Origin of the sequence: Streptomyces azureus (assembly GCF_001270025.1) — a bacterium.
Lineage (GTDB): Bacteria > Actinomycetota > Actinomycetes > Streptomycetales > Streptomycetaceae > Streptomyces > Streptomyces azureus.
Genome location: NZ_DF968275.1, coordinates 1 through 22,987 on the forward strand (window position 1 = coordinate 1; position 22,987 = coordinate 22,987).

The window sequence follows — 22,987 nt, forward strand, 5'->3', positions numbered from 1 at the left end:
GGGGCGCGGATCGCCCGAGCCGAGCCGCTCGGCCGTCTCCGCGAGGTCGGTCAGCGGCGACGCCAGCCGGTTCGCCTGGCGGACCGCCAGCAGCACGGCCGCCACCACCGCCAGCAGCGCGACCAGCCCGATGATCAGCAGGGTGCGGCCGACCTCCCGGGTCACCGAGGAGCGCGGCTCCTCGACCGTGACGGTCTCGCCCTCCTCGCCGGGCTCGGTCGCGCTGATCACGTCACCGGACGGCTTGGAGCCGACCTCGATGGGCTCCTCCCCGGGGATCCGGATCACCGCGTAGTAGCGGTCCTGCGTGACCTGCTTGCGCAGCACCTCCGCGTCGACCTGCTGGGCGACGAAGAGCCTGCTGTCGACGATGCTGGCCAGCCGGACCGCCTCGGACTCCACCCGCTCCTGGGCGCTGTTGCTGATCGTCCTGGTCTCGACGATGACGAGGGAGACGCCGAAGACGGCGATCACTACGAGCACCACGGCGAGCGTGGACTGGATCAGTCGGCGGCGCATGTCCTGTTACCCGTGCCTACCCGTGCCGGCCCCGCGGCTCAGCTCTTCTCGAAGCGGAAGCCCACACCGCGCACCGTGGCGATGTAGCGGGGGTTGGCCGCGTCGTCGCCGAGCTTCTTGCGCAGCCAGGAGATGTGCATGTCGAGGGTCTTCGTCGACGACCACCAGGTCGTGTCCCAGACCTCGCGCATCAGCTGGTCGCGGGTGACGACCCGGCCGGCGTCGCGCACCAGCACCCGCAGCAGGTCGAACTCCTTGGCGGTGAGCTGGAGCTCCTCCTCGCCCATCCAGGCGCGGTGCGACTCGACGTCGATCCGCACGCCGTGGGTGGCGGGCGGCTGCTGCGGCTCGGCGGCGCCGCGGCGCAGCAGGGCGCGGACGCGGGCCAGCAGCTCGGCGAGCCGGAACGGCTTGGTGACGTAGTCGTCGGCGCCCGCGTCGAGCCCGACGACGGTGTCCACCTCGTCGGCGCGCGCGGTCAGGATGAGGATCGGGATGCTGTGGCCTTCGCCACGCAGGCGACGGGCCACCTCCAGACCGTCCATGCCGGGCAGACCCAGGTCGAGCACGACCAGGTCGACGCCGCCCTGCATTCCGGCGTCGAGAGCGGTGGGTCCGTCCTCACGCACCTCGACCTCGTAGCCCTCCCGGCGCAGAGCACGGGCCAGCGGCTCCGAGATGGACGCGTCGTCCTCGGCGAGCAGTACACGGGTCATGAGGTGATGGTAGACCTGCGAGGCCCTGAGCTGGGGTGTGACCGGAAGCCTTGATTCTTACCCGTGGCACACCCGTTTCTTACGTTCCGCGGGAACGCGTACAAACCTCTGGGTGTGGGGTGCGATCCCGCTAAGGACCTTGGAAATGGGGCTTGCGGTTCCCCCGATACCTGTGATCCGTGTCTCAAGTCCTTCCATATGCGGCAGCGTCCTGCCGTATGGTGAACCAACGCCTGTAGCACCGTGGCGACCTTCGGAGGCTGTTTTGCCCCTGGAGGTCTCTTTTGTGTGCGGGCTGGTTCCCCGCCAGCCCTGAACCTGAAACGACCTGTGGCCGGGCCTCGGCGTGCGGATACGCGCGTAGAGGCGTGGATCCCGGTGGCGACCGCCCACCGCTCCTGCCCCGGAGCGGCCCCCCGTAGGCGTCGGACGGACGGCCGTACGCACCGGTGCCGGCTGCCCCCCACCGGGCGCACCACCGCTGCTGCGGGGCGCGTCCCGACCAGCAAGGAACGACCATGGCGTCCAGCCTGACGAAGGACTCGGCCCGTCCGGGCACCCCCGGCTCCGAGAAGACCTTCTTCGGCCACCCCCGCGGACTGGCCACTCTGTTCATGACCGAGATGTGGGAGCGGTTCTCCTACTACGGCATGAGGGCCCTGCTCCCGCTGTACCTGGTGGCCCCTGGTGGCCTGCACCTGAGCGCGGGCACGGCGACGGCGATCTACGCCGTGTACGTGTCGCTGGTGTACCTGCTCACCCTGCCCGGCGGCTGGTTCGCCGACCGTGTGCTCGGCCCTCGCAAGACGGTCGCCGTCGCGGGCCTGGTCATCATGCTCGGCCACCTGTGCCTGGCGCTGCCCGCGGCCGCGAGCTTCTACGTCGGCCTGGGCCTGGTCGCCATCGGTTCCGGTCTGCTGAAGGCCAACATCTCCACGATGGTCGGCCACCTCTACGACGGCCCGGAGGACCCGCGCCGGGACGGTGGCTTCACGGTCTTCTACATCGGCATCAACCTCGGCGCCTTCGTCGCCCCGCTGGTCATCGGCACCGTCGGTGAGAACGTCAACTGGCACCTGGGCTTCGCCCTGGCCGCGCTCGGCATGGCGCTGGGCCTCGTCCAGTTCCTGCTCGGCGGCCGCCACCTGAACCCTAGGAGCAGCGAGGTCCCGACCCCGCTGTCGCCCGCCGAGAAGGCCGTCACCCTGCGCAAGGGCCTGATCTGGCTGGCCGTCGCCGTGGTCTTCTACGCCCTGGTCGGCGGCACCGGCCACTTCACCCTGAACTGGGCGCTGATCCCGCTCACGCTCCTCGGCCTGATCGTTCCGATCCTTGTCATGACCCGCATCCTGCGCGACAAGGACCTGGACGCCGGCGAGCGCTCGAAGGTGTCGGCGTACATCTGGTTCTTCGTCGCCGCCGCCGTCTTCTGGATGATCTACGACCAGGGCGGCTCGACCCTGTCGCTCTTCGCCAGCGAGAAGGCCGACAACACCGTCTTCGGCTGGGAGTTCCCGGTCTCCTGGTACCAGTCGGTCAACCCGGTGCTGATCATGGCCCTGGCGCCCGTCTTCGCCTGGCTGTGGCTGTGGCTGAACCGGCGCGGCAAGGAGCCGAGCACCATCGTGAAGTTCGCCTCCGGCCTGGTGCTGGTGGGTGCGTCCTTCTTCCTCTTCCTCGCCCCGCTGTCGATCGCGGAGGGCGGTCACAAGGCCGCGGCGATGTGGCTGGTCGCGATCTACTTCGTGCAGACCGTCGGCGAGCTGACGCTGTCGCCGGTGGGTCTGTCCGTGACGACGAAGATGGCGCCGGCGAAGTACGCCTCACAGATGATGGGCGTCTGGTTCCTCGCGGTCACCGCGGGCGACTCCGTCACCGCGCTGCTGTCCAACCCGGCCGTCGGCGGGATCAACCTCGACCGGACCGGCTTCGTGGCGCTGGAGGCGGCGCTGGCCGTGGTCGCCGGTTTCGCGGTGTACATGTTCCGCAAGAAGGTCAAGGGGCTCATGGGCGACGTCCGCTGATCGCCGGAGCCTGACAAGGGCCGTCGCACCTGCGTGGTGCGACGGCCCTCCTTCATGCCTTCGCGTTCTTCATGCCCTCGTGTTCGTCATGCCCTCGTGTTCTTCACGTCTTCGTGTTCTTCATGTTTTCGTCGATCTCGGCGGGTCGGCCTCCGGGGCGAACCAGGGCCGGACCGAGTTCTTGCGGGCGGCGGGCAGCCACCGGCGACGGGGCGCGCTGGCCGCGTGGACGGGGTGGCGGGGGCTTGCGTGGTCCACGACGGCCAGGCCTGCGCGGAACAGCGCCGCCGGGACGACCAGGCAGACGAGGACCCAGAACAGGGTCACGCCCCAGGGGCGGCCCACGCCCCAGGGGTGTTCGGCGAGGACCTTGCCGCCGTACTTCAGGGACACGGTGTAGTCGCCGTGCGCCCCGGCCGCGAGTTCCACGGGGAGTTCGATGCGCGCCTTGCCGCCGGGCCGGATCGTGCCGCGCCAGCGCTGGTCCTGCCACTGGGGGGCGAACACGCCGTGGGAGGTGCCGACCTGGAAGACGGGGTCCTTCACGGGGGACGTACCGACGTTCCCGACGGTGACCACGAGCGTCCGGGCGGGCGGGGAGCCGAACCAGGTCAGCAGCCCGCCGGAGCCGCGCAGCCGGGTGTCCGCGAGCAGGGACAGCCGCCCGCCGGCCCGGTCCGCGGGCAGCGGCTCGACCGCGTGCCCGGCGACCTGGAGCACCGCGTCGGCCTCGGCCCCGGCCCCGGTCACCGTGGCCACGTGCACCACGCACGGGCACGGCACGGGCGGTTCCACGACGGGCAGTTCGCGGCGGAAGCGCCCCTCGGCGTCGGTGGTGACGGCCCGGCCGTCGGCGTTGGCGCAGGAGTTGGTGCCGCCGGTCACGCCCCGGGACGGCTCGGCCTGCCCGCAGACCAGTAGCGTCAGCAGGGCACGCGGCCGCCAGCCGCTGCCGGTGACGGTGACCGAACCGCCCGTCCCGGCCTGGGCCCTGGACAACTCGACGACGGGCCGGTCCGCCGCCCCGGCGGGCCCGGCGCCCGCCGGGCCCAGCAGGAGCACCAGCAGAACCGGCAGTGACAGATACGGAACGCGGACGACGTACGGCATCGGCGGCTCCAGCGGTCGTACGGGAGTGCGCTCAGTGGCGTGCTCGCGCCCCCTGGTGGCGTCGCGTCAGCCACAGGGCGCCCCCCGCGCCGGCGAGCAGGACCGTCCCGCCGAGGGTGCCCAGGGCGATGGCAGAGTCCTCCGGGCCGGTCTGCGGGAGTTCGGCGCCGGATCCCGAGCCGGAGCCGCCGCCCTGGGTGGAGCCGGTGGCGCCGCCGCCGCTCGCGGCCGTGACGTCGAGGGTCAGGGACGGGCCCGGGTCGTTCGCCGGCGTGCACGTGGTCGTCGTGCCGAGCGCCTTGATGGTGAGCACGCCGGCCGTGAAGGTGACCTCGCCGCTCTTCTTCGGCGTGTACGTACCGCTCAGGTCGTTGATCTTGATCGGCGTATTGGCCGGGATCGCGGCGTCGTTGGCGGGGCCGGTCACCTTCATGGTGCCGCCGTCCGCGCCGCCCAGGGCGATGGTGGCGCTCGGAGTCATCGCCCCCTTGCCCAGTTCGACCGGGCTGGAGGAGACGCCCTTCTGCCAGGACATGGTGATCCGGTAGCCGTCGCCGCTCTTGGCGCCCTTGATGTCGATGGGCGAGACGGCGCTCTTGTCGCCGATCGGCGTCTTGCACTGGTAGTTGACGTCGACGACCTCGGCCCGGGCCACGGGGGCGGCCATCAACACCGCCGAGCCGGCCAGGGCCGCGGCGGACGCGAGCGCGGCGGTTCGATTCCGGTACGACACGGTGCCGCTCCCCTCCTGTTACTGACGGGGTATCAGGTCGGGCCGTCAAGGTACGCCCGGGGCGTCGAGGAAGGAAGACACGTGCGCGCCGGATCCGTGGGGATCCGGCGTGTGAGGGGTGACGGACGGGGGGATGTGCGGCGAAGGGCCCGTGGAGCAGCCAAGCACTCAGGCACTCAGGCACTCAGGCACTCAGGCACTCAGCGGCGAACTGCCCGCCCCTCTTCACCCGAACGGCCGACGGAGGAACCTGCTTTCGGCGTGCGCGTAATGCCCCCGGATCAGGCAGGGGCTCCCAGTTCGGCCCACACCGTCTTGCCGGCGACTCCCGGCGTGCGGACGACGCCCCAGTCCAGGCACAGCCGCTGGACGATGAACATGCCGTGACCGCCCGGGCGGCCCGCCCGGTGCGGGGTGCGGGGTGACGGCTGGCCGGTGCCCCGGTCGGCGACCTCGATGCGGATCACCTTGTTGTCGCAGGTGATCCACAGCTGATCCGGCCCCTCGGCGTGCAGGCAGGCGTTGGTGACCAGCTCGGAGACGACGAGCAGCACGTCCTCGGCGGCGGCCCGCTGGTCCGCGGAGGCGGCCGGCAGCCAGCCCCACGCGTACAGCGCCTGACGGGCGAAGTCGCGGGCGAGCGGAACGACACCGCTCGCCCCGTCGAAGCTCAGCCGGCGCACCTGCCGGCCCCCCGGCGGTACCGCGGCTCCGGACGGCGCGGCCACGCCCTCGCCGGACTCACCGCCCGCCGGTACGCCACCCTCGGACGCCCCGGAAGCGCCGCTGGGCTCCGGCCCGCGGTCGCCCGGCGAGTAGGGCCGGGTGGTGCTCATCAGCGCTTCACCTCACCGATTCACCAGTTCGCAATTCAAAAAATTCACTACACAGTCAGTCATGCGGTGCGCGGCACGACGGTTTCGCGGCGCCCCCGACACCCTGATGGGCGACCGTTTCAGGATGTCTCCTGCCCGGGCGGACCGGCGGAACACCCCCGTATTTCGGCACGATGGGCGTGACGGGAGTAGGACACCGGTCACAGGGGGATGGCCGAGGCTCGGCGCGCCGACGCACCACCGGTCAGCCCGACTCGTCGGCCAAGGCCGCCTCAAGCGTGTCATGGACGCTGAAGACCGCATCCGCGCCCGTGATCTCGAACACGCGTGCCACCACCGGCTGCATCCCGGCGAGTGTCACGCCACCGCCGGCGGCCTCGGCCTTCAGTCGCGCCCCCAGGAGCACGTTGAGCCCCGTGGAGTCGCAGAACTCCAGTCGCGCGCAGTCGATGACCAGGCGCTTGAATCCCTTGGCGAGGCAGTCCTCGAGTGGCTCACGCAACAGATCGGCGGTGTGGTGATCCAACTCACCCGCCGGGGTCACGACGGCACTAGAGCCCTCTTCCCGCACCTCCACCAGAAGCCGGCCAGACTGTGCGCTGCCGACTGTCCCGCGGTCCATGCCGTCTCTCTCTCCCGACGTCGTGACTGCTGCTGACGCCCACGAACACTACGCCTTCCCTCCACGCTTCGACACCCGAACAACCACACACAAACGGACATATGCCCACAAAACGCACTTGCGGTGGGCTCGGGAAAGCGGGTAGGCCTAGTAAGGACACGTAATCGACACGGCCGGCTTTGGAGGCGCCGCACACCGCAGTGCACGTACTGGCTCCGGCAGCCATATGCCGAGAACGATGGAGGACATCATGTCACCCCGGCTCGACGCATCGCGTACCCAGGAAGCGACGTCGACACCCCCTCCGGAACATCTGGATCCCATCGAGCAGGTTGAGATGCTCGTCACACAGGACGGCCTTCTCGCCGGACTTCCGGACATCCCCCCGTACGAGGAAGTCGACGCGGTCGACGCACGGGCCCTGTCCAAGACCCTCTTCGAGCGCCTCGAGTCGCTGGAGGAAGGCACCCACGAGTACTCGTACGTCCGCAACACGCTCGTCGAACTGAACCTCGCGCTGGTCAAGTTCGCCGCCTCCCGGTTCCGCTCCCGCAGCGAGCCGATGGAGGACATCATCCAGGTCGGCACCATCGGCCTGATCAAGGCGATCGACCGCTTCGAGCTGTCTCGGGGTGTCGAGTTCCCCACGTTCGCGATGCCGACCATCGTCGGCGAGATCAAGCGCTTCTTCCGCGACACCTCGTGGTCCGTGCGCGTTCCGCGGCGGCTCCAGGAACTGCGGCTCGACCTGGCCAAGGCCGGTGACGAGCTGGCCCAGAAGCTGGACCGCGCCCCGACGGTGACCGAGCTGGCCGAGCGCCTCGGCATCTCCAACGACGAGGTCGTCGAGGGCATGGCCGCGTCGAACGCCTACACCGCCTCCTCGCTGGACGCCCAGCCGGAGGAGGACGACTCCGAGGGCGCCCTCGCGGACCGCATCGGCTACGAGGACCACGGGCTCGAAGGCATCGAGTACGTCGAGTCGTTGAAGCCGCTGATTGCCGAACTTCCCCCGCGCGACCGGAAGATCCTGTCGCTGCGCTTCGTCGCGGGCATGACCCAGTCGGAGATCGGCGAGGAACTGGGCATCTCCCAGATGCACGTGTCGCGTCTGCTGTCCCGGACGCTGGTACGGCTGCGCAAGGGGCTGACTGTCGAGGAGTGATCCTCACCGGACGACGCTGTACCGGGTGAACGCTGTCCTTCGGGGGCGGACCGAACGGTCCGCCCCCAGGCGCGTCTCCCAGGGCCTGACAGCGAGCACACCAGCCCCCTTCACCACGAGCCGTCTCGATATGCCGCTCATGCTGCGCGTGGTGTCGGTCAGGTCCTCAGCTCCTTCCCGAGCTGATGACGACGAGAGTGAGCGTGGGCAGTGCGGTGGCCGCAGCACTCAGTAGCCAGTACGCGCGGGGTGACAGCGCCGTCCTGCGCCGGAGAGGACGGTTGGCCAGCCACCAGACGAGACCGAACAGGGTGAGGATCGGTGTGGCGACCATGAACCAGGGCAGCATGCCGTCGTTCTCGGTGGGCTCGCGCTCGGTCCAGCCCAAGTCGGCAAGGGGCCGGTTCGACGCGAAATACCACAGCAGGAACGCCGGAACCACGGCTGGGATCCCCAGGACGACGTTGACGGCCAAGGGGAGGATCAGCCGGAGCCATGGGTGTTCGGTACTCGTCTTCATCCCTCTCCAGCCGCGCGGCATCGTCGCCGGTGCCGTTGTACCGGACCGGCAGCGCCTGGGTCCGGGACAGTGCGTTCGGTCGGTCAGAGCACCCGCTCGCCGCGCCGCCAGACTCCGGTGACCAGCGGGACGCCCGGTCGGTAGGCCAGGTGGACGTGGCTCGGGGCGTCGAGAAGCGTCAGGTCGGCGTACGCGCCCGGGGTGAGGCGGCCGATGTCGGTGCGCCTCAGGGCCGCGGCGCCGCCCGCCGTGGCCGACCAGACGGCCTCGTCCGGGGTCATGCCCATGTCCCGTACGGCGAGCGCGATGCAGAACGGGACGGAAGAGGTGAAGGACGAGCCCGGATTGCAGTCGGTGGAGAGGGCCACGGTGACGCCCGCGTCGAGGAGGCGGCGGGCATTCGGCCACTCGGCCCGAGTGGAGAACTCGGCGCCGGGGAGGAGCGTGGCGACCGTGCGGCTGTTCGCCAGGGCGTCGACGTCCTCCTCCGTCAGGTGGGTGCAGTGGTCGGCGCTGGCCGCGTCGAGTTCGACGGCGAGCCGCACGCCCGGGCCGTACGAGAGCTGGTTGGCGTGGATACGGGGGTGCAGGCCGCGTGCCTTGCCGGCGGTGAGGATCGCGCGGGCCTGGTCGCCGTCGAAAGCACCCTTCTCGCAGAAGACGTCGATCCAGCGGGCGTGCGGGGCGCAGGCGTCGAGCATCTCGCCCGTGACCAGGGCGACGTAGCCGGCCGGGTCCTCGGCGTGGTCCGGCGGGACGATGTGCGCGCCGAGGTAGGTGACCTCGTCGGTGTGGGCGGCGGCGATGCGCAGGGCGCGGGCCTCGTCCTCGACGGTCAGGCCGTAGCCGGACTTGGTCTCGAAGGTGGTGGTGCCCTGGCGGAGGGCTTCGGCGAGGTAACGGGTGACGTTGGCTTCGAGTTCCGCGTCGCTCGCCGCCCGTGTGGCCGCGACGGTGGTGCGGATGCCGCCCGCGCTGTAGGGACGCCCGGACATGCGGGCGTTGAACTCCTGCGTCCGGTCGCCCGCGAAGACGAGGTGGGAGTGGGAGTCCACGAAGCCGGGCAGGACCGCCCGGCCGCCCGCGTCGACCCGATTGTCAGTGGCGGGTGCTTTCCTGTGATCACCGGTCCACGCGATGCGGTCGCCCTCGATGACGACGGCCGCGTCCTGGATCAGTCCGAGGGGGGAACTGTCACCGAGGGAGGGGTCGTTGGTGACCAGGCTGGCGATGTTCGTGATGAGCGTGCTTGCGGTGCTCGCGGAGTGGGCGGGGCTGACGGTCGTCGCGTTGCTCATGGCGTCCTTGGTGGCCTGGTCGGCGGTGGGGTCGGGTTCGGGGGCGGAGGCGGGCCGCGCGGGCGGGCGGCCCGGGGTCATCCGCGCAGGGCTTCGACGGCGTCCGCGAGGGCTCGCGGCACGTCCGGTACGAGGGAGTGGACCCCGTCCCGTACGACGTGCCGCCCTGCCACGACCGTATGCGACACGTCCGCTGCCGACGCGGCGAATACGGCCGTCTCGGCCCCGAGCCGCGGAAGCGGCCCTGCCGTCCTGACCGAGTCGAGCGCGAGGGTGGTGAAGTCGGCGAGCGCGCCGGTCTCCAGGGCGCCCGCGTCCTCCCAGCCGAGGGCCGCGTGGCCGTCGGCCGAGGCCGCCCGCAGGAGGGCCGCCGCCGTCCAGTGACCTCGGGTGCGGGTGCGCAGCCGCTCGTTCAGCTCCATGGCCCGCGCCTCTTCGAGAAGGTCGATCACGGCGTGGCTGTCGGAGCCGAGGCAGAGCGGTGAGCCTTCGTTCTGGAGGGCGACGGCCGGTCCGATGCCGTCCGCGAGGTCCCGCTCGGTGGTCGGGCACATGCAGGTGCCGGTGCCGCTGCCGCCGATGAGGGAGATGTCCTCGGCGGTGAGGTGGGTGTTGTGGACGCCGGTGGTGCGCGGTCCGAGGACGCCGTGCAGGGCGAGGAGCTGGGTCGGGGTGCAGCCGTGGACCTCCCGGCACGCCTCGTTCTCGGCGGTCTGCTCCGACAGGTGCACATGCAGCGGGGCCCGCCGCTCCTCGGCCCACCGCGCGACGGTCGCCATCTGGTCGGCGGGCACGGCCCGTACGGAGTGGATCGCCGCGCCGATCCGTGCGTGATCCCGTTCCTTGAGAAGTGAAGAGCGTGCGGCCCAGGCTTCGGCGTCCCCGTCGGAGAAGCGGAGCTGGTGGGTGGTGGGCGGTTGCCCGAAGCCGGAGGAGAGGTAGGCGGTGTCGAGGAGGGTGATGCGGATCCCGGCTTCGGCGGCGGCCGCGATGAGGGCCTCACCCATCGCGTTGGGATCGGCGTAGGGGGTGCCGCCGGGGGCGTGGTGGACGTAGTGGAACTCGCCGACCGCCGTGATGCCGGCCAGGGCCATCTCGGCGTACACGGCGCGGGCGAGGGCGTGGTACCGGTCCGGGGTGAGCCGGGCGGCCGTGGCGTACATGACCTCGCGCCAGGTCCAGAAGGTTCCGGAGCCGACCTGGACGGTGCCGCGCAGGGCGCGGTGGAAGGCGTGGCTGTGGGCGTTGGCCAGGCCGGGCAGGGTGAGCCCGCGCAGGACCTCGGCACCGGGAGGCGGGGCGGGGGTGCCGGCGCGGACGGCGGTGATGCGGCCGTCCGCGACCTCCACGGCGACATCCGGCTCGACGTGAGTGCCGAGCCAGGCGTGCTCCAGCCAGTACGTCCGCGGGGCTGCTGTCGTCACCTGCACGCCAGTCCTTCCAGTACGTCGGCGAGTGCGAGTACCCCGGCCACGCAGTCGTCCTCGCTCGCGGACTCGGCCGGCGAGTGGGAGACGCCGGTGGGGTTGCGCACGAACAGCATGGCGGTCGGGATGCTCCCGGACAGGATCCCGGCGTCGTGTCCGGCGCCGGTGCCGAGGACGGGGACGGTGAGGCCGGTGTCCGTGCCGAGGATGCGGGCGAGTTCGTCGCGCAGGGCATGGTCGAACTCGACGACGGGGGTGAAGGACTCGCGGACGATCTCCAGGTCGATGCCGTGCGCGTCCGCGTAGCTCCGGGCCGCCTTCTCGATGCCGCCGACCACGGTGTCGAGGCGCGTCTGGTCCTCGGCACGGGAGTCGAGCCAGCCGCGCACCAGGGAGGGGATGCCGTTGACGCCGTTGGGCTCCACGGCGATCTTGCCGAAGGTGGCGACGGCACCGGCGAGTTCGGCCTCGCGGCGGGCGGCGAGGACGGTCTCGGCGTAGGACAGCATGGGGTCGCGCCGGTCGGCGAGCCGGGTGGTGCCGGCGTGGTTGGCCTCGCCCCGGAAGTCGAACCGCCACCGGCCGTGCGGCCAGATCGCGCTGGCGATGCCGACCCGGTCGCCGGACAGGTCGAGGGCCCGGCCCTGCTCGACGTGCAGTTCGACGAAGGCGCCGATGCGGGCGAGCCGCTCGGGGTCGGGCCCGATGGCGTCGGGGTCGTACCCGGCGGCCTCCATGGCGCGCGGCAGGGTCACTCCCGCGCCGTCGGTGAGCCGGTGGGCCTGCTCGCGGGTGAGCTGCCCGGCGGTGAGCCGGGACCCGACACAGGCGAGCCCGAACCGGGCGCCCTCCTCGTCCCCGAAGTTCACGATGCCGAGGGGCCGGGTGACCCGCGCGTCCCGGGCGCGCAGTTCGTCCAGCGCCGCGAAGGCGGACACGACTCCGAGAGGGCCGTCGAAGGCCCCGCCGTCCGGCACCGAGTCGAGATGCGACCCGGTGACGACGGCATCCCCGACGGCGGGGTCACCGAGCCAGGCCCACTGGTTGCCGTTCCGGTCGACCTCGTAGCGCAGTCCGCGGGCAACGGCTTGCTCTTCGAACCAAGCCCGGCAGTCGCCATCGACACCGGTCCAGGCGAAGCGGCGGTAGCCGTGGGAGGCGGGGTGCCGGCCGATGGGCAGCAGGTCTCGCCACATCTGGTGGAAGGAGGCGCCGACAGGCTGTGGGCAGTCGTTCCGCAGGGCGGAACGCACAGCCGACCCCGCAGGCGGCGACGGTGCGCCTGCCCCCACTGAACCGGTGCCGTTCGGTTCGGTCACGCCTCGTCACCCTCACGCATCGGAACACGGACGCCCTTCTCCTGAGCCACCGACTCCGCGATGTCGTATCCGGCATCGACATGCCGGATGACCCCCATGCCGGGGTCGTTCGTCAGCACCCGCCGGATCTTCTCGCCGGCCAGCCTCGTACCGTCGGCCACCGTCACCTGCCCCGCGTGGATCGACCGCCCCATACCGACCCCTCCCCCGTGGTGCAGGGACACCCAGGAGGCCCCCGAGGCCACGTTCACCATCGCGTTCAGCAGCGGCCAGTCGGCGATCGCGTCGGACCCGTCGAGCATGGCCTCGGTCTCCCGGTAGGGGGACGCGACGGAGCCGCAGTCGAGATGGTCGCGGCCGATGACGACCGGCGCGGCCAGCTCCCCGCTCGCGACCATGTCGTTGAACCGCTCACCGGCCCTGTCCCGCTCGCCGTAGCCGAGCCAGCAGATACGGGCGGGCAGCCCCTGGAAGCGGACCCGCTCCCCGGCCATGCGGATCCAGCGGGCCAGGGACTCGTTCTCCGGGAAGAGGTCGAGGATCGCCTTGTCGGTCTTCGCGATGTCGGAGGCCTCGCCGGACAGGGCGGCCCAGCGGAAGGGGCCCTTGCCTTCGCAGAACAGCGGACGGATGTAGGCGGGGACGAAGCCGGGGAAGGCGAAGGCCCGGTCGTATCCGGCGAGTCGCGCCTCGCCGCGGATGGAGTTGCCGTAGTCGAAGACCTCCGCGCCGGCGTCCATGAAGCCGACCATGGCCTCGACGTGCCGGGCCATGGACTCGCGGGCCCGGGTGGTGAAACCGGCCGGGTCCTTGGAAGCGGCGTCGGCCATGTCCTCGAAGGCGGTGCCGAGGGGCAGGTAGGCCAGCGGGTCGTGGGCGGAGGTCTGGTCGGTGACGATGTCGATCGGGGCGCCCATGGCGAGCAGCTGCGGCACCAGCTCGGCGGCGTTGCCGAGGACTCCGATGGACAGCGGGCGGCGGGCGTCCCGGGCCTCTACGGCGAGCCGCAGCGCGTGGTCCAGGGAGTCGGCCTTCACGTCCAGGTACCGGTGCTCGATGCGCCGCTCGATGGCGCGCGGGTCGCAGTCGATGCAGATCGCCACACCGTCGTTCATCGTCACGGCGAGCGGCTGGGCGCCGCCCATCCCGCCGAGACCGGCGGTCAGTGTGATCGTCCCGGCGAGGCTGCCGCCGAACTTCTTCGCGGCGACGGCGGAGAAGGTCTCGTAGGTGCCCTGGAGGATGCCCTGGGTGCCGATGTAGATCCAGGAGCCGGCCGTCATCTGCCCGTACATGGTCAGGCCGAGGGCCTCCAGGCGGCGGAACTCCTCCCAGTTCGCCCAGTCGCCGACGAGGTTGGAGTTGGCGATGAGGACGCGCGGGGCCCACTCGTGGGTCTGCATGACACCGACGGGCCGGCCGGACTGGACCAGCATGGTCTCGTCCTGCTTCAGCCCCCGCAGCGTCCGCACCATCGCGTCGAAGGAGCGCCAGTCGCGCGCCGCCTTGCCGGTGCCGCCGTAGACGACGAGCTTGTCGGGGTGCTCGGCGACCTCCGGGTCGAGGTTGTTCTGGAGCATGCGCAGGGCGGCTTCCTGCTGCCATCCCAGGGCGCTCGGTTCCGTGCCGCGCGGCGCTCGGACAGGGCGGGGTCCTGACATGGTCTGCCTCCTGGTGGGGTGCGTGGCGCTCCCGGCGGGGTGTTACTGCGGCTATTCACATCCTGGCTACCTGAATAGAACTAGTCAATACGTCCGGGGGTCGGCGCGGCGGTGCCGTGGATGTTTGGCTGGATGCATGGGCGCACACATCGAGGGATCCGAGGCAGCCGGAGCGGACATCGGGGCGGCGGGGGACGGCATGCGTGACGACGGTCGGCTGGCCGATTCCGGCGCCGGGCGGGCGGCCCGTCGGGACCAGGCGGTGCAGGCCGCCGTGGAGCAGGGGTTGCTCGGGCCCGACTGCCCCATCGTCGGGCTGCTGGACGTCACCGGCATCCGCGAGTCGGCGGCGGAGCTGCGGGCGGCGTTCGACGCGGTGGTGGCGCCGGGCACGCCCGTGCTGCACGCCTTCGCGGTGAAGGCGACCCCGCTGGTGCCGGTGCTGCGGCTGCTGCGCGACGAGGGCGTCGGCGCCGAGGTGGCGAGCCCCGGCGAGCTGGCGCTGGCACGGGCGGCGGGGCTGGGCCCGGAGATGACGGTGCTGGACTCTCCGGCCAAGACGCCCGGGGAGCTGCGCGAGGCGCTGGCCCTGGGCATCGCCGTCAACGCGGACAATCCGCAGGAGCTGGACCGCATCGACGCCCTGATCAAGTCCGCCGCCAGCCGGTCCCCGCTCGGGATACGGGTGAATCCGCAGATCGGCGGGGGTTCCATCGAGGCGACGTCCACGGCCACGGCCACATCGAAGTTCGGGGTGGCGCTGCGCGACGACGGCGCCCGGGAGTGGGTCGTCCGGGCGTATCTGGACCGGCCGTGGCTCACCCGGCTGCACGCGCACACCGGGTCCCAGGGGGTCCCGTTGTCCCTGATGGCGCGCGGTGTGGCGGAGACGTACGAGCTGGCGGAGGAGATCAACCGGCGGGCCGGGCGGCGGCAGGTCGACACGCTCGACATCGGCGGCGGGCTGCCGGTGAACTTCGCGTCGGACGCGACGACGCCGACGTACGCGCAGTACGCGCGGACGCTGGCCGAGGAGGTGCCGGGGCTGTTCGACGGGCGGTACGGACTGGTGACGGAGTTCGGGCGGTCACTGCTGGCGAAGCACGGGACGGTCGTGGCGCGCGTCGAATACGCCAAGAGCGCGGGCGGGCGGTCGGTGGCGGTCACGCATGCGGGCGTGCAGGTCGCGACGCGGACGGTGTACGCGCCGGGGGTCTGGCCACTGAGGATCGCCGCGTACGACTCCAAGGGGCGCCCGAAGGAGGGTCCGGCCGTGGTGCAGGACGTGGCCGGACCGGCGTGCTTCTCGGGTGACCTGCTGGCCGAGGGGTGTGCGCTGCCGTTGCTGGAGCAGGGGGACTTCGCGGCGGCGCTGGATACGGGGGCGTACTACTTCGCGCATCACTATGCGTACAACTCGCTGGTGCGGCCGGCGATTTACGGGTTCGGGCCGGGTGGGGAGGGGCGTGTCGCCTTCGCGGTGGTGCGGGAGGCGCAGACGGTCGAGGAGGTCGTGGCGGAGTCCGGAGGGGCGCAGGTCGATGCGCTGGTGGGCGGCCGGGCGCCGTGGGGACTTCCGTAGCACCCGGCTGCGGCTGGTGGTGGCTGGTCGCGCCCGCGCGGCGGAGCCGCACATCGGCACAGCCCCGCGCCCCTCTGCGCGCGAGCAAACCCCGCTTACACGAGCGCCGGTGTTTTCCTTCGCGCCCCGCCCGGGTCCGCGTCGCCCGCCGCGATGCCCGTGCTGCGGTACGCCTTGACCCGCTTGCCCGCGGGGCTGCCCGCGCCCCCGCGCAGCCAGTCCACCCGCACCCACAGCAACACCTCGTCCGCGCGCTCGCGGCGGCCGAGCCACGCGGCCTTCAGCCACAGGCCCGCGCCGCAGCCGGCCAGGAGCAGACCGGCCGCGGCGGGTACGGCGAAGGCGCTGCCCAGGGCGGCGAGGAAGGCGAGGACGAGCCACCAGCGGTGGTGGCGGCGCCAGTTGCGTGACGTGACCCCGCGGTCCTGGAGGACGTCGTGCTTGCCGGCGCGGGCCGCTGAGGCGGCGAGGGCGACGTAACGCTTGCGGCGTCCGTAGGCCACCGCGGCCGTCGCCAGGACGAACAGTGCCGCCCCGGTCAGGACACCGATGCGGCGGCCCGTCAGTCCCGGGGGCAGCAGGCCGATGCCCGCCGCGACCACACCCAGCCACCACAGCGGGGCCGCCCCCGCCCGTACGACGACGGCCACCCGGGCCAGTCCCTGTCCTCCGCGCGTCACGTTCATCCTCCGTCCGGTCTGCGAAGCGCCTGAAGGGTGTTACAGGAGAAACACGTTAGCGACACAACGTGAGACGAGTCTGAGAATGCGGTGCCCGTGCGGTCAGTCGACGAACAGTCCCCGGGCCGCCGCCTTCACGTCGAACTCCTCCAGGCGGGACTGGGCCTCCGGCAGGTCGTCGCACATCGCCTCCAGCAGCACCCGGCCGAGCAGCATCGGGGCGCAGGCCGTGTCGAAGGCGAGGCCGGTGCCGACGGCGGCGGGGAGCAGCAGGTCGGACACCTTGGCCACCGGCGCGAAGGCGGAGTCGGCGACCGTGACGACGGTCAGCCCGGCCTGTCTGGCGTAGTCGAGGGTGCCGACGACCTCGCGGGGGTGCCGGGGCAGCGCGAAGCACAGCAGTGCGGTCGCGCCGGCCCGGACGGCGGCGTCGATGCGGTCGTGGAGCATCGTGCCGCCCTCGTTGAGGAGCCGTACGTCGGGGTGGACCTTGGCGGCGAAGTAGGCGAAACCGTGCGCCTGGGCGGCTGCCGCCCGCAGTCCGAGGACGGGGAGCGGTCGGGAGGCCGCGAGGAGGCGCCCCGCCCGCTGCACGGGGCGGGGGTCGGCCAGGGCCTCCGCCAGGTGCCGCAGGTTCTCGATCTCGGCCTCGACGGCCTGCTGATACTCGTTGCAGGACCCGGCGTCCGCAGCGGGTTCGGCGGGGGCGACCTCGCGCAGGTGGCGGCGCAGGGCCGGATAGCCGTCGAAGCCGAGGGCGACGGCGAAGCGGGTCACGGACGGCTGGCTGACCCCGGCCAGTTCGGCGAGCTCCACGCTCGACAGGAACGGCACGTCGGCGGCTCGCCGCACCATGCTGTGCGCGATGCGCCGCTGGGTCGGCGTCAGGCGGTGGCCCTCGAAGAGCGCCTGCAACCGCGCGGCAGGGCTGTCGGTCACGCTCATGACGTGCTCCCCCTCGCCTATTCAGTAGCTGAGGATTCTGCATGAGCATATGCAGACCGGCAAGCGGAGGAGAGCTTCGGTCCCGGGGCGGCGACCTCGGCCGGCGATGTGAACGGTGACGTCCCGTTGCCTCACACCTGAGAGAGGGACAGCGCGCCCGTCCCGCAATCGGTCCGGCGGCGGTTTCCGTGACGCCGATGAGCGGAGCTTCTCCCCCGAGTGACGGCCCGGACCGTGGTCACCGATCCCGTGGCCGGATGCAGGACCACGAGGAAAAAACTCCTCGCCCTGCCCGCGCGATCGTGGTGTTCGCCGCGTCCCTGGCCATCTCCGTCTGGGACAGGGCCCGGCCGGGAGGCGACCGGCGCCGGGCCCACGCGGCAGCGGGCAGCCGCCGTCGCCCACCGGGCATGTCACCGGGCGCGGCGCCGACGGCCCACATCGGCATGGGCGGCACGATGTGCGCCGTGCTCGTCATGATGGCTGCCCGACCACCCGTCGGGGATCAGTGGCCGTCGCTCGACGTAACGGCCAGGCGCTTCTTGAACGTCCTGCCGCCGTCCTTCGACTCGAACACCCCGGTCCGGGTGGCGGCGAGGACATGGTCTGCGCCGACGGCGGTGAGCGCCTGCGGCCGGCCGCCCGGCACGGTGGAGACGTTCTTCCACGTCGTGCCGCCGTCCGTGCTGCGGTTGAGGCCGCCGGAGGTGTCGATGCCGTAGAGGCCGTCCTTCGCGGCCCAGGAGAGGAAGGCCATCACCGGCCCTCTCCCCGGGCCGAAGGTCTGTCCGCCGTCGCTGCTGCGGGCGACACCGTCGGCGGTGGTGGCGAGGACGACGCCGGGGTCACCGGGGCTGACTGCTATGTCCAGTGCTTCCAGCCGGGCCCCGTCCTTCCAGGAGACTCCGTCCTTGGTCGTGCGCACCAGGCCGTTGGTGGAGTCGTAGCCGTAGACGGTGCCGTGGGCGGATTCCAGGGCGTGGAAGTCGGACTCGCCTGACAACGACAGCGACTTCCAGGTCTCGCCCGCGTCGGTGCTCTTGATGAGCCCCTTGTCGCCGCCGGAAGTCGGGTGCCCGCTGGCGTAGAACGTCTTGTCGTCGGCCACGGTGAAGCCCATGAAGTCGTCCCTGCTGTCGCCTACCGGCTCCGGCTCCCCCTTGGGGCCGGGGGTGTAGATGCCTTCGTGGGTGGCGACGTAGAGGCGCTGGTCGCCGGGGTTCAGACCGAGGCCGTGGATGTGACTGACGGTCGTCCCGGAGGCGGTGTGCGAGCCGGTCGGGCCTTTGCTGTCTCCGCTGTCGGAGCATGAGGCCAGGGTGAGGGTGAGAGCCAGGGCGGTGGCTGTCGCGGCGGCAGGGCGCTTGTTCATGATTCCTCGGGGGCGTACTGGTGCAAAGGGAACGGCGACCGCCGGTCACGGTCACGCCGGCACGGGGAGGTGACCGCCCGGGCTCCTCGGGTGCGCCTCGGAGCCCTGGGCGGTCAGCGGGTGATGCGGATCAGAGCCGGTCGAGGATCTTCTCGAACTTCTCGACCTCGGCGGACTGGGTCTTCACGACCTCGGCGGCGAGCTTCTTGGCCGTGGCGTTACGGCCCTTCTTCTGCTCGTCCTCCGCCATGGTGATCGCGCCCTTGTGGTGCTCGATCATCAACTCCGCGAACATCCGGTCGAACTCGGCGCCCTTGGCGGCCCCGAGCTTCTTCATGTCCTCGTCGGACATCATTCCGGACATCCCGGACCCGTGGTCCATGCCGCCGGACCCGTGGTCCATGCCGGGCATGCTCTCCTCGGCGGACTCCGGCTTGCCCCAGGCCTTCAGCCAGGACTTCATGGTCTGGATCTCGGGGTCCTGGGCCTTCTCGATCTGCGCGGCCAGGGTCTTGATCTCCGCATCCGAGGCCCGGCCGTCCGCGAGCTCGGACATCTCCAGGGCCTGCTCGTGGTGCGGGATCATCATCTGCGCGAACATGACGTCCGCGTCGTTGAACGCGCCGGGCGCCGGGCTCTCCCCCGTGGCCTGGGTCGGCGAGGCGGAGGCGGAGGCGGAGCTGCCGCTCCCGTGGTCCATGCCCTCCATGTCGTTCCCGCCGCAGGCGGCGAGCAGCAGCCCGCCCACGGTGATCGCGCCCACCACCGCGAGACGGCGGCTCAGGCGACGGTTGAGGGTGTGCTTGTAGGCAGTCATGTGCGAGATACCTCTTGTCGTCAGTTCTGTCTGTGCGGAGTACGCGTCTGCGCGGGCAGCACTGAATGAGCCGCGCGACGGTTCGGCCTATATCCGCAGAACTGACAACTGGGAGAGGAGCGGTCTCGGAGGTGGAGTGCTGGGGCGCGCCAAGGCCATCGATCGGGCGAGAAGGGCGGTCAGCCGCTCTTGCCGGCGGACCACCAGCGCGTGCAGGAACAGCCCGAGCAGCCACACGGTGAGAACCGCCAAGCACACGGACATCGGGTCCATGCCGCCCGGGAGCTCGTGTACCGGCGACTTGGTGGCCGACGCCGCGGTCCCGTGCTCGGCCGTCGCCTCGGGCTCGGCCAGGGGCGCGGCGTTCTGGACCATGCTGTCGTGTCGCGCGCCTTCGGCACTGGCGACAGCGCCAGCCATGCCATGCCCGTGCGACTCCTCCGGGTGGCCCATCGTGTGCATGGCGAACACGCCCAGCGTGAGCACGGCGACCAACAGGAGGTACCCGAAGGCCCCGCCTGCCCGCAGCCGCCCACTCATGGTCACTCGCCCTCCGTACTCGAACTACCGGGATACTACTAAGTTAGTTGGGACAGAACCGGCCGCCACTCGGATTCGGACGAGTCCAGGCCCTCGTACGCCTCTTGTCGCCCTGCCGGGCATCCTCGCCGGTGTTCCTCCCCGCCCCTGCACGGCGTCGCGTGCGCGCACGACCCGGACGGGCAGGAAGCGGCAGTCCGAGAAGCAGCCGGGGCACGGCAGGGGCGGGCCACCGTGCGGTGCCCCGCCCCTGGTCCTGCGGGCCGGTGGGTCAGACGCTCGCGGGCTGCGGCTCGGAAGCGGGCTGCGCCGCCAGTCGGCCGGTGCGGTGCAGCGCGTACAGGGCGGCAGCGCACGCCAGGCCGATCACGATCAGCGCGATCCACGGCAGCGCGGGCATCCCGGCCGCCCGCGCGGCGTCGAGAGCGGCGCCCGTGCCCAGGTTCCCGACGGTGATGCCGACGCCGCAGATCGTGTTGTACAGGCCGTAGTGGGTGGCGACGAGGCGGTCACCGGAGAGGCGGACGATGGTGTCCATCTCGAACGGGTAGGCGATCATCGTGCCGATGGCCAGCAGCAGCGCGGCGAGCGTCGGTGGAACCGCCACGAGCAGCCACAGCCCGATCCGGGACTCCGGTACGGGCACGGCGGTGGCCAGCAGCAGGGGCACGAATGCCAGGCCCATCGCCGCCAGCCCGCGCACGAGCGCCTGCCCGGGCTCGTACCGCGCCTTGCACCACGCCGTCACCCGCGTCTGACCGAGGATCGTGGTCAGCCCGGAGACGGCGAAGAGCATCGCCACCGCCGCCGTGCCGAACTCCCCGTCGCCGCCGAGCCGGCGCACCTCCAGCGGCAGCGCCAGGTAGACCTGGAAGGACAGGACGTACGAACCGATCATGGCGATGGAGAAGAGCAGGAACGGCCGGTTGGCGAGAATGCCGCGCCACTGGGCGAGTACGCCCTGACCGCCGTCGCCGTCCTGCCGCTTGGCGTCCTCGGGCCTGCGGGCGGGCAGCGCGTGGATCTGTACGACGCTCAGCAGCGCGAAGATCGCGGCGGACACCAGGCAGGTGACGCGGAAGTCCACACCGGTCAGCACCATGCCCGCCAGCGGGCCCAGCAGGATGCCTGCCTGGTAGAACACGTTGAACAACGCGAACGCCTCGACCCTGCGCTCGCCCGCGTCGGCCGCGAGGTACGCCCGTACGGCCGGGTTGAACAGCGCACCGGCCAGCCCGGTGGCCGCGGAGGCGGCGAGCAGGGCGGGCAGGGAATCGACCAGTCCGAGCGTCGCGAAGCCGAGGGTGCGCAGCACGCACCCGGCGACGATCATCGGCTTGTAGCCGAGCCGGTCGGCGAGCGTGCCGCCGACCAGGAACATGCCCTGCTGGCTGAAGTTCCGTACGCCGAGGACGAGTCCGACGATCCAGCCGGCCAGTCCGAGGGTGCCGGAGAGGTGGGCGGCCAGGTAGGGCATCAGCATGTAGAAGCCGAGGTTGATGGTGAACTGGTTGACCATCAACAGCTGGACGCTGCGTTCGTACGACCGAACCTGGGTGAGCAGCCCCTTCACCGGTCCTCCTTCGCAGCGTCGGACTCGCCGCCGGGCACGTCCTCGGCGCGGTCTTGCTCCGCGCTGCGCAGGGTGAGGGGGTCGACCACGGTGGTGCACCGGGTCCAGCGGGTGACCTCCTTCTCGTCCAGGCGGCCGATCAGCCCCGGTTCGGGCACCGGTGGGGAGTCCAGCAGACCGTGGGCGGCGCAGTAGTCGTCGTCGTAGACCGTTCCCAGGTAACGCTGCGGGCCGTCGGGGAAGATCGCGACGATCCGTGCGTCCGCGGGCATCGTCCGGGCGAGCCAGCCGGCCACCAGCGCGACCGCGCCGACACTCCACCCGCCGGTGGCGTAGTGGGAGGCGGCCAGTTGGCGGCACGTCCACACGGCCTCGTGCGGGGCGACCCAGTGCACCTCGCTGAAGTTCTCGTAGGCGACGTTGCGGGGGTGGATGCTGGAGCCGAGTCCGCGCATCAGCCGGGGCCGCGCGGGCTGGCCGAAGATCGTCGAACCGGTCGTGTCCACGCCGACGACGGTCAGCTCCGGGTAGAGCTGGCGCAGGACCCGGGAAACGCCGGCCGAGTGGCCACCGGTGCCGACGCTGCACACCAGTACGTCGATGTGGCCCAGCTCGGCGGCGAGTTCAAGAGCCAGTGGGGTGTAGGCAGCGACGTTGTCGGGGTTGCTGTACTGGTCCGGGCACCAGGAGCCGGGGTGCTGTTCCAGCAGCCGCTGGACGCGCTCGCGGCGGGCCTGCTGCCAGCCGCCCGTGGGGTGCGGCTCGGAGACGACGTTGACCTGGGCGCCGTACGCGGTCAGCAGCCGGGTCATGGACAACTCCAGCCCCGGGTCGGTGACCAGGGTGACCGGGTGGCCGTACACCATCGCGGCCAGAGCCAGTCCCAGGCCCAGGGTGCCGCTGGTGGACTCGATGATCCGTCCGCCGGGCCGCAGTTCGCCACGGGCCCGGGCCCGCTCCACCATGTGCAGCCCCGGACGGTCCTTGATGCCGCCGGGGTTGAACCCTTCGAGCTTCGCCCAGAAGCCGCGTCCGGCCGGGGCCAGCGGCTCCGACACCCGCAGCAGCGGGGTGTTGCCCACCAGCCCGGACAGGGCGGACCGGCCCGAGGGGATCGCGGCCTTGGTCAATGACTGCATGTCTGTGTGTTCACTCTCGCTCGATGAATGCCGGTGCGGTTCATCTCGCGCCCCATGGCGAAGCGGCAGACACGGACTGGGTCTGCGCACACGCCCTGGGCACGCGGCAGCCGAAGGTCGGTCGGCTGCGAACGAGTGGTCTAGATCCGCCACCGAGACGTGACGACGAGCTCCACGCGACCGGTGCGTGCGCTGCGACGTCTGCGGTGGGCATGCCGTACGAGGGGTCTCCCCCTCGCCGATGACACGGCGACGAGTACGACGACGGCCGGCGCGCCGAGGGGAAGCCCGTCGACCGGCTGGGCCGCGCTCCGGACGATCACGTCGGCCGCACAGTCCGCAGCCCCGTTGGGGACGTGGGGACCGTGGGGTCCATGCGGGTCCTCGCC

20 protein-coding genes and 1 pseudogene are annotated in these 22,987 nt (G+C 71.5%); 3 read left to right on the forward strand and 18 right to left on the reverse strand.

Translation table 11 applies throughout. From position 1 onward, the window contains the following. Both AOQ53_RS17235 and AOQ53_RS17240 read right to left on the reverse strand, forming a co-directional pair. A pseudogene (locus AOQ53_RS17235) lies at positions 1–519 on the reverse strand (two-component sensor histidine kinase); the annotation flags it as partial. Positions 520–557: 38 nt separating this feature from the next. Next, positions 558–1,235, reverse strand: coding sequence for a response regulator transcription factor (locus tag AOQ53_RS17240; protein ID WP_010034575.1), 678 nt, complete (start codon positions 1,233–1,235; stop codon positions 558–560). A gap of 518 nt (positions 1,236–1,753) precedes the next feature. On the opposite strand from AOQ53_RS17240, the gene AOQ53_RS17245 reads away from it, so the two are divergent. Then, positions 1,754–3,259: a peptide MFS transporter gene (locus AOQ53_RS17245; protein ID WP_059418287.1), complete on the forward strand. Its 1,506-nt coding sequence runs from the start codon at positions 1,754–1,756 to the stop codon at positions 3,257–3,259. A gap of 120 nt (positions 3,260–3,379) precedes the next feature. Here the strand turns inward: AOQ53_RS17245 and AOQ53_RS17250 are convergent, their stop codons facing one another. The 4 genes from AOQ53_RS17250 to AOQ53_RS17265 all read right to left on the reverse strand — a co-directional run bounded on the left by AOQ53_RS17250 (position 3,380) and on the right by AOQ53_RS17265 (position 6,560). Next, the gene (locus AOQ53_RS17250) at positions 3,380–4,369 is read right to left on the reverse strand and encodes a hypothetical protein (protein WP_059418288.1); all 990 of its coding nucleotides are present in this window, start codon (positions 4,367–4,369) and stop codon (positions 3,380–3,382) included. 31 nt (positions 4,370–4,400) lie between these two features. Beyond that, positions 4,401–5,102, reverse strand: a complete 702-nt coding sequence (locus tag AOQ53_RS17255) for an LPXTG cell wall anchor domain-containing protein (protein WP_059418290.1) — start codon at positions 5,100–5,102, stop codon at positions 4,401–4,403. A 281-nt stretch (positions 5,103–5,383) separates the two neighbouring features. Beyond that, positions 5,384–5,938, reverse strand: coding sequence for an ATP-binding protein (locus AOQ53_RS17260; RefSeq protein WP_059418291.1), 555 nt, complete (start codon positions 5,936–5,938; stop codon positions 5,384–5,386). A gap of 244 nt (positions 5,939–6,182) precedes the next feature. Continuing rightward, a complete protein-coding gene (locus tag AOQ53_RS17265; RefSeq protein ID WP_030242586.1) occupies positions 6,183–6,560 on the reverse strand; it encodes an STAS domain-containing protein in 378 nt (125 codons plus the stop codon). Between the two features lie 250 nt (positions 6,561–6,810). On the opposite strand from AOQ53_RS17265, the gene AOQ53_RS17270 reads away from it, so the two are divergent. Continuing rightward, the gene (locus AOQ53_RS17270) at positions 6,811–7,725 is read left to right on the forward strand and encodes an RNA polymerase sigma factor SigF (protein WP_099054626.1); all 915 of its coding nucleotides are present in this window, start codon (positions 6,811–6,813) and stop codon (positions 7,723–7,725) included. Positions 7,726–7,891: 166 nt separating this feature from the next. Here AOQ53_RS17270 and AOQ53_RS17275 read toward each other — a convergent pair whose 3' ends face one another. The 5 genes from AOQ53_RS17275 to hutU all read right to left on the reverse strand — a co-directional run bounded on the left by AOQ53_RS17275 (position 7,892) and on the right by hutU (position 13,950). Further along, complete coding sequence (locus AOQ53_RS17275) at positions 7,892–8,245, reverse strand: hypothetical protein (protein WP_059418294.1); 354 nt, start codon at positions 8,243–8,245, stop codon at positions 7,892–7,894. An 83-nt stretch (positions 8,246–8,328) separates the two neighbouring features. Next, positions 8,329–9,624: an imidazolonepropionase gene (gene hutI / locus AOQ53_RS17280; protein WP_059418295.1), complete on the reverse strand. Its 1,296-nt coding sequence runs from the start codon at positions 9,622–9,624 to the stop codon at positions 8,329–8,331. Then, positions 9,621–10,973, reverse strand: a complete 1,353-nt coding sequence (locus tag AOQ53_RS17285; RefSeq protein WP_099054624.1) for a formimidoylglutamate deiminase — start codon at positions 10,971–10,973, stop codon at positions 9,621–9,623. The genes hutI and AOQ53_RS17285 overlap by 4 nt, the downstream gene beginning before the upstream one ends. Further along, positions 10,964–12,166, reverse strand: a complete 1,203-nt coding sequence (locus tag AOQ53_RS17290; protein WP_174523311.1) for an allantoate amidohydrolase — start codon at positions 12,164–12,166, stop codon at positions 10,964–10,966. Before AOQ53_RS17290 ends, AOQ53_RS17285 begins: the two co-directional genes overlap by 10 nt. Positions 12,167–12,285: 119 nt before the next feature. Further along, on the reverse strand, positions 12,286–13,950 hold the full coding sequence (hutU, locus tag AOQ53_RS17295) for a urocanate hydratase (RefSeq protein ID WP_059418298.1): 1,665 nt from the start codon (positions 13,948–13,950) through the stop codon (positions 12,286–12,288). A gap of 199 nt (positions 13,951–14,149) precedes the next feature. On the opposite strand from hutU, the gene AOQ53_RS17300 reads away from it, so the two are divergent. Beyond that, positions 14,150–15,532, forward strand: coding sequence for a type III PLP-dependent enzyme domain-containing protein (locus tag AOQ53_RS17300; RefSeq protein WP_059418324.1), 1,383 nt, complete (start codon positions 14,150–14,152; stop codon positions 15,530–15,532). Between the two features lie 95 nt (positions 15,533–15,627). On the opposite strand, the gene AOQ53_RS17305 is transcribed toward AOQ53_RS17300, so the two are convergent. From AOQ53_RS17305 to AOQ53_RS17335, 7 genes are all read right to left on the reverse strand, one after another. After that, positions 15,628–16,212, reverse strand: coding sequence for a hypothetical protein (locus AOQ53_RS17305; protein WP_059418326.1), 585 nt, complete (start codon positions 16,210–16,212; stop codon positions 15,628–15,630). Between the two features lie 102 nt (positions 16,213–16,314). Next, complete coding sequence (locus AOQ53_RS17310) at positions 16,315–17,157, reverse strand: MurR/RpiR family transcriptional regulator (RefSeq protein ID WP_059418299.1); 843 nt, start codon at positions 17,155–17,157, stop codon at positions 16,315–16,317. 505 nt (positions 17,158–17,662) lie between these two features. After that, complete coding sequence (locus AOQ53_RS17315) at positions 17,663–18,529, reverse strand: F510_1955 family glycosylhydrolase (protein ID WP_059418300.1); 867 nt, start codon at positions 18,527–18,529, stop codon at positions 17,663–17,665. Between the two features lie 130 nt (positions 18,530–18,659). After that, positions 18,660–19,346: a DUF305 domain-containing protein gene (locus AOQ53_RS17320; RefSeq protein ID WP_059418301.1), complete on the reverse strand. Its 687-nt coding sequence runs from the start codon at positions 19,344–19,346 to the stop codon at positions 18,660–18,662. A gap of 87 nt (positions 19,347–19,433) precedes the next feature. Continuing rightward, positions 19,434–19,886, reverse strand: a complete 453-nt coding sequence (locus tag AOQ53_RS17325; RefSeq protein ID WP_063888909.1) for a DUF6153 family protein — start codon at positions 19,884–19,886, stop codon at positions 19,434–19,436. A 271-nt stretch (positions 19,887–20,157) separates the two neighbouring features. Next, entirely contained in the window at positions 20,158–21,459 is a 1,302-nt protein-coding gene (locus AOQ53_RS17330) for an MFS transporter (RefSeq protein ID WP_059418304.1), read from the reverse strand. Then, positions 21,456–22,598 (reverse strand): PLP-dependent cysteine synthase family protein, encoded by a 1,143-nt coding sequence (locus AOQ53_RS17335; RefSeq protein WP_059418306.1) that lies wholly within the window; start codon positions 22,596–22,598, stop codon positions 21,456–21,458. The genes AOQ53_RS17330 and AOQ53_RS17335 overlap by 4 nt, the downstream gene beginning before the upstream one ends. Between the last annotated feature and the right edge of the window lie 389 nt (positions 22,599–22,987).

What these genes read in the sequence shown, in the direction of transcription:
- AOQ53_RS17260 (WP_059418291.1), bottom strand. Translation starts at nt 5,938, where the DNA reads ATGAGCACCACCCGGCCCTACTCGCCGGGCGACCGCGGGCCGGAGCCC.
- AOQ53_RS17240 (WP_010034575.1), bottom strand. Translation starts at nt 1,235, where the DNA reads ATGACCCGTGTACTGCTCGCCGAGGACGACGCGTCCATCTCGGAGCCG.
- AOQ53_RS17325 (WP_063888909.1), bottom strand. Translation starts at nt 19,886, where the DNA reads ATGAGTGGGCGGCTGCGGGCAGGCGGGGCCTTCGGGTACCTCCTGTTG.
- AOQ53_RS17290 (WP_174523311.1), bottom strand. Translation starts at nt 12,166, where the DNA reads ATGTGGCGAGACCTGCTGCCCATCGGCCGGCACCCCGCCTCCCACGGC.
- AOQ53_RS17275 (WP_059418294.1), bottom strand. Translation starts at nt 8,245, where the DNA reads ATGAAGACGAGTACCGAACACCCATGGCTCCGGCTGATCCTCCCCTTG.
- AOQ53_RS17245 (WP_059418287.1), top strand. Translation starts at nt 1,754, where the DNA reads ATGGCGTCCAGCCTGACGAAGGACTCGGCCCGTCCGGGCACCCCCGGC.
- AOQ53_RS17335 (WP_059418306.1), bottom strand. Translation starts at nt 22,598, where the DNA reads ATGCAGTCATTGACCAAGGCCGCGATCCCCTCGGGCCGGTCCGCCCTG.
- hutU (WP_059418298.1), bottom strand. Translation starts at nt 13,950, where the DNA reads ATGTCAGGACCCCGCCCTGTCCGAGCGCCGCGCGGCACGGAACCGAGC.
- AOQ53_RS17320 (WP_059418301.1), bottom strand. Translation starts at nt 19,346, where the DNA reads ATGACTGCCTACAAGCACACCCTCAACCGTCGCCTGAGCCGCCGTCTC.
- hutI (WP_059418295.1), bottom strand. Translation starts at nt 9,624, where the DNA reads ATGACCCCGGGCCGCCCGCCCGCGCGGCCCGCCTCCGCCCCCGAACCC.
- AOQ53_RS17310 (WP_059418299.1), bottom strand. Translation starts at nt 17,157, where the DNA reads ATGAGCGTGACCGACAGCCCTGCCGCGCGGTTGCAGGCGCTCTTCGAG.
- AOQ53_RS17270 (WP_099054626.1), top strand. Translation starts at nt 6,811, where the DNA reads ATGTCACCCCGGCTCGACGCATCGCGTACCCAGGAAGCGACGTCGACA.
- AOQ53_RS17315 (WP_059418300.1), bottom strand. Translation starts at nt 18,529, where the DNA reads ATGAACAAGCGCCCTGCCGCCGCGACAGCCACCGCCCTGGCTCTCACC.
- AOQ53_RS17265 (WP_030242586.1), bottom strand. Translation starts at nt 6,560, where the DNA reads ATGGACCGCGGGACAGTCGGCAGCGCACAGTCTGGCCGGCTTCTGGTG.
- AOQ53_RS17250 (WP_059418288.1), bottom strand. Translation starts at nt 4,369, where the DNA reads ATGCCGTACGTCGTCCGCGTTCCGTATCTGTCACTGCCGGTTCTGCTG.
- AOQ53_RS17300 (WP_059418324.1), top strand. Translation starts at nt 14,150, where the DNA reads ATGCGTGACGACGGTCGGCTGGCCGATTCCGGCGCCGGGCGGGCGGCC.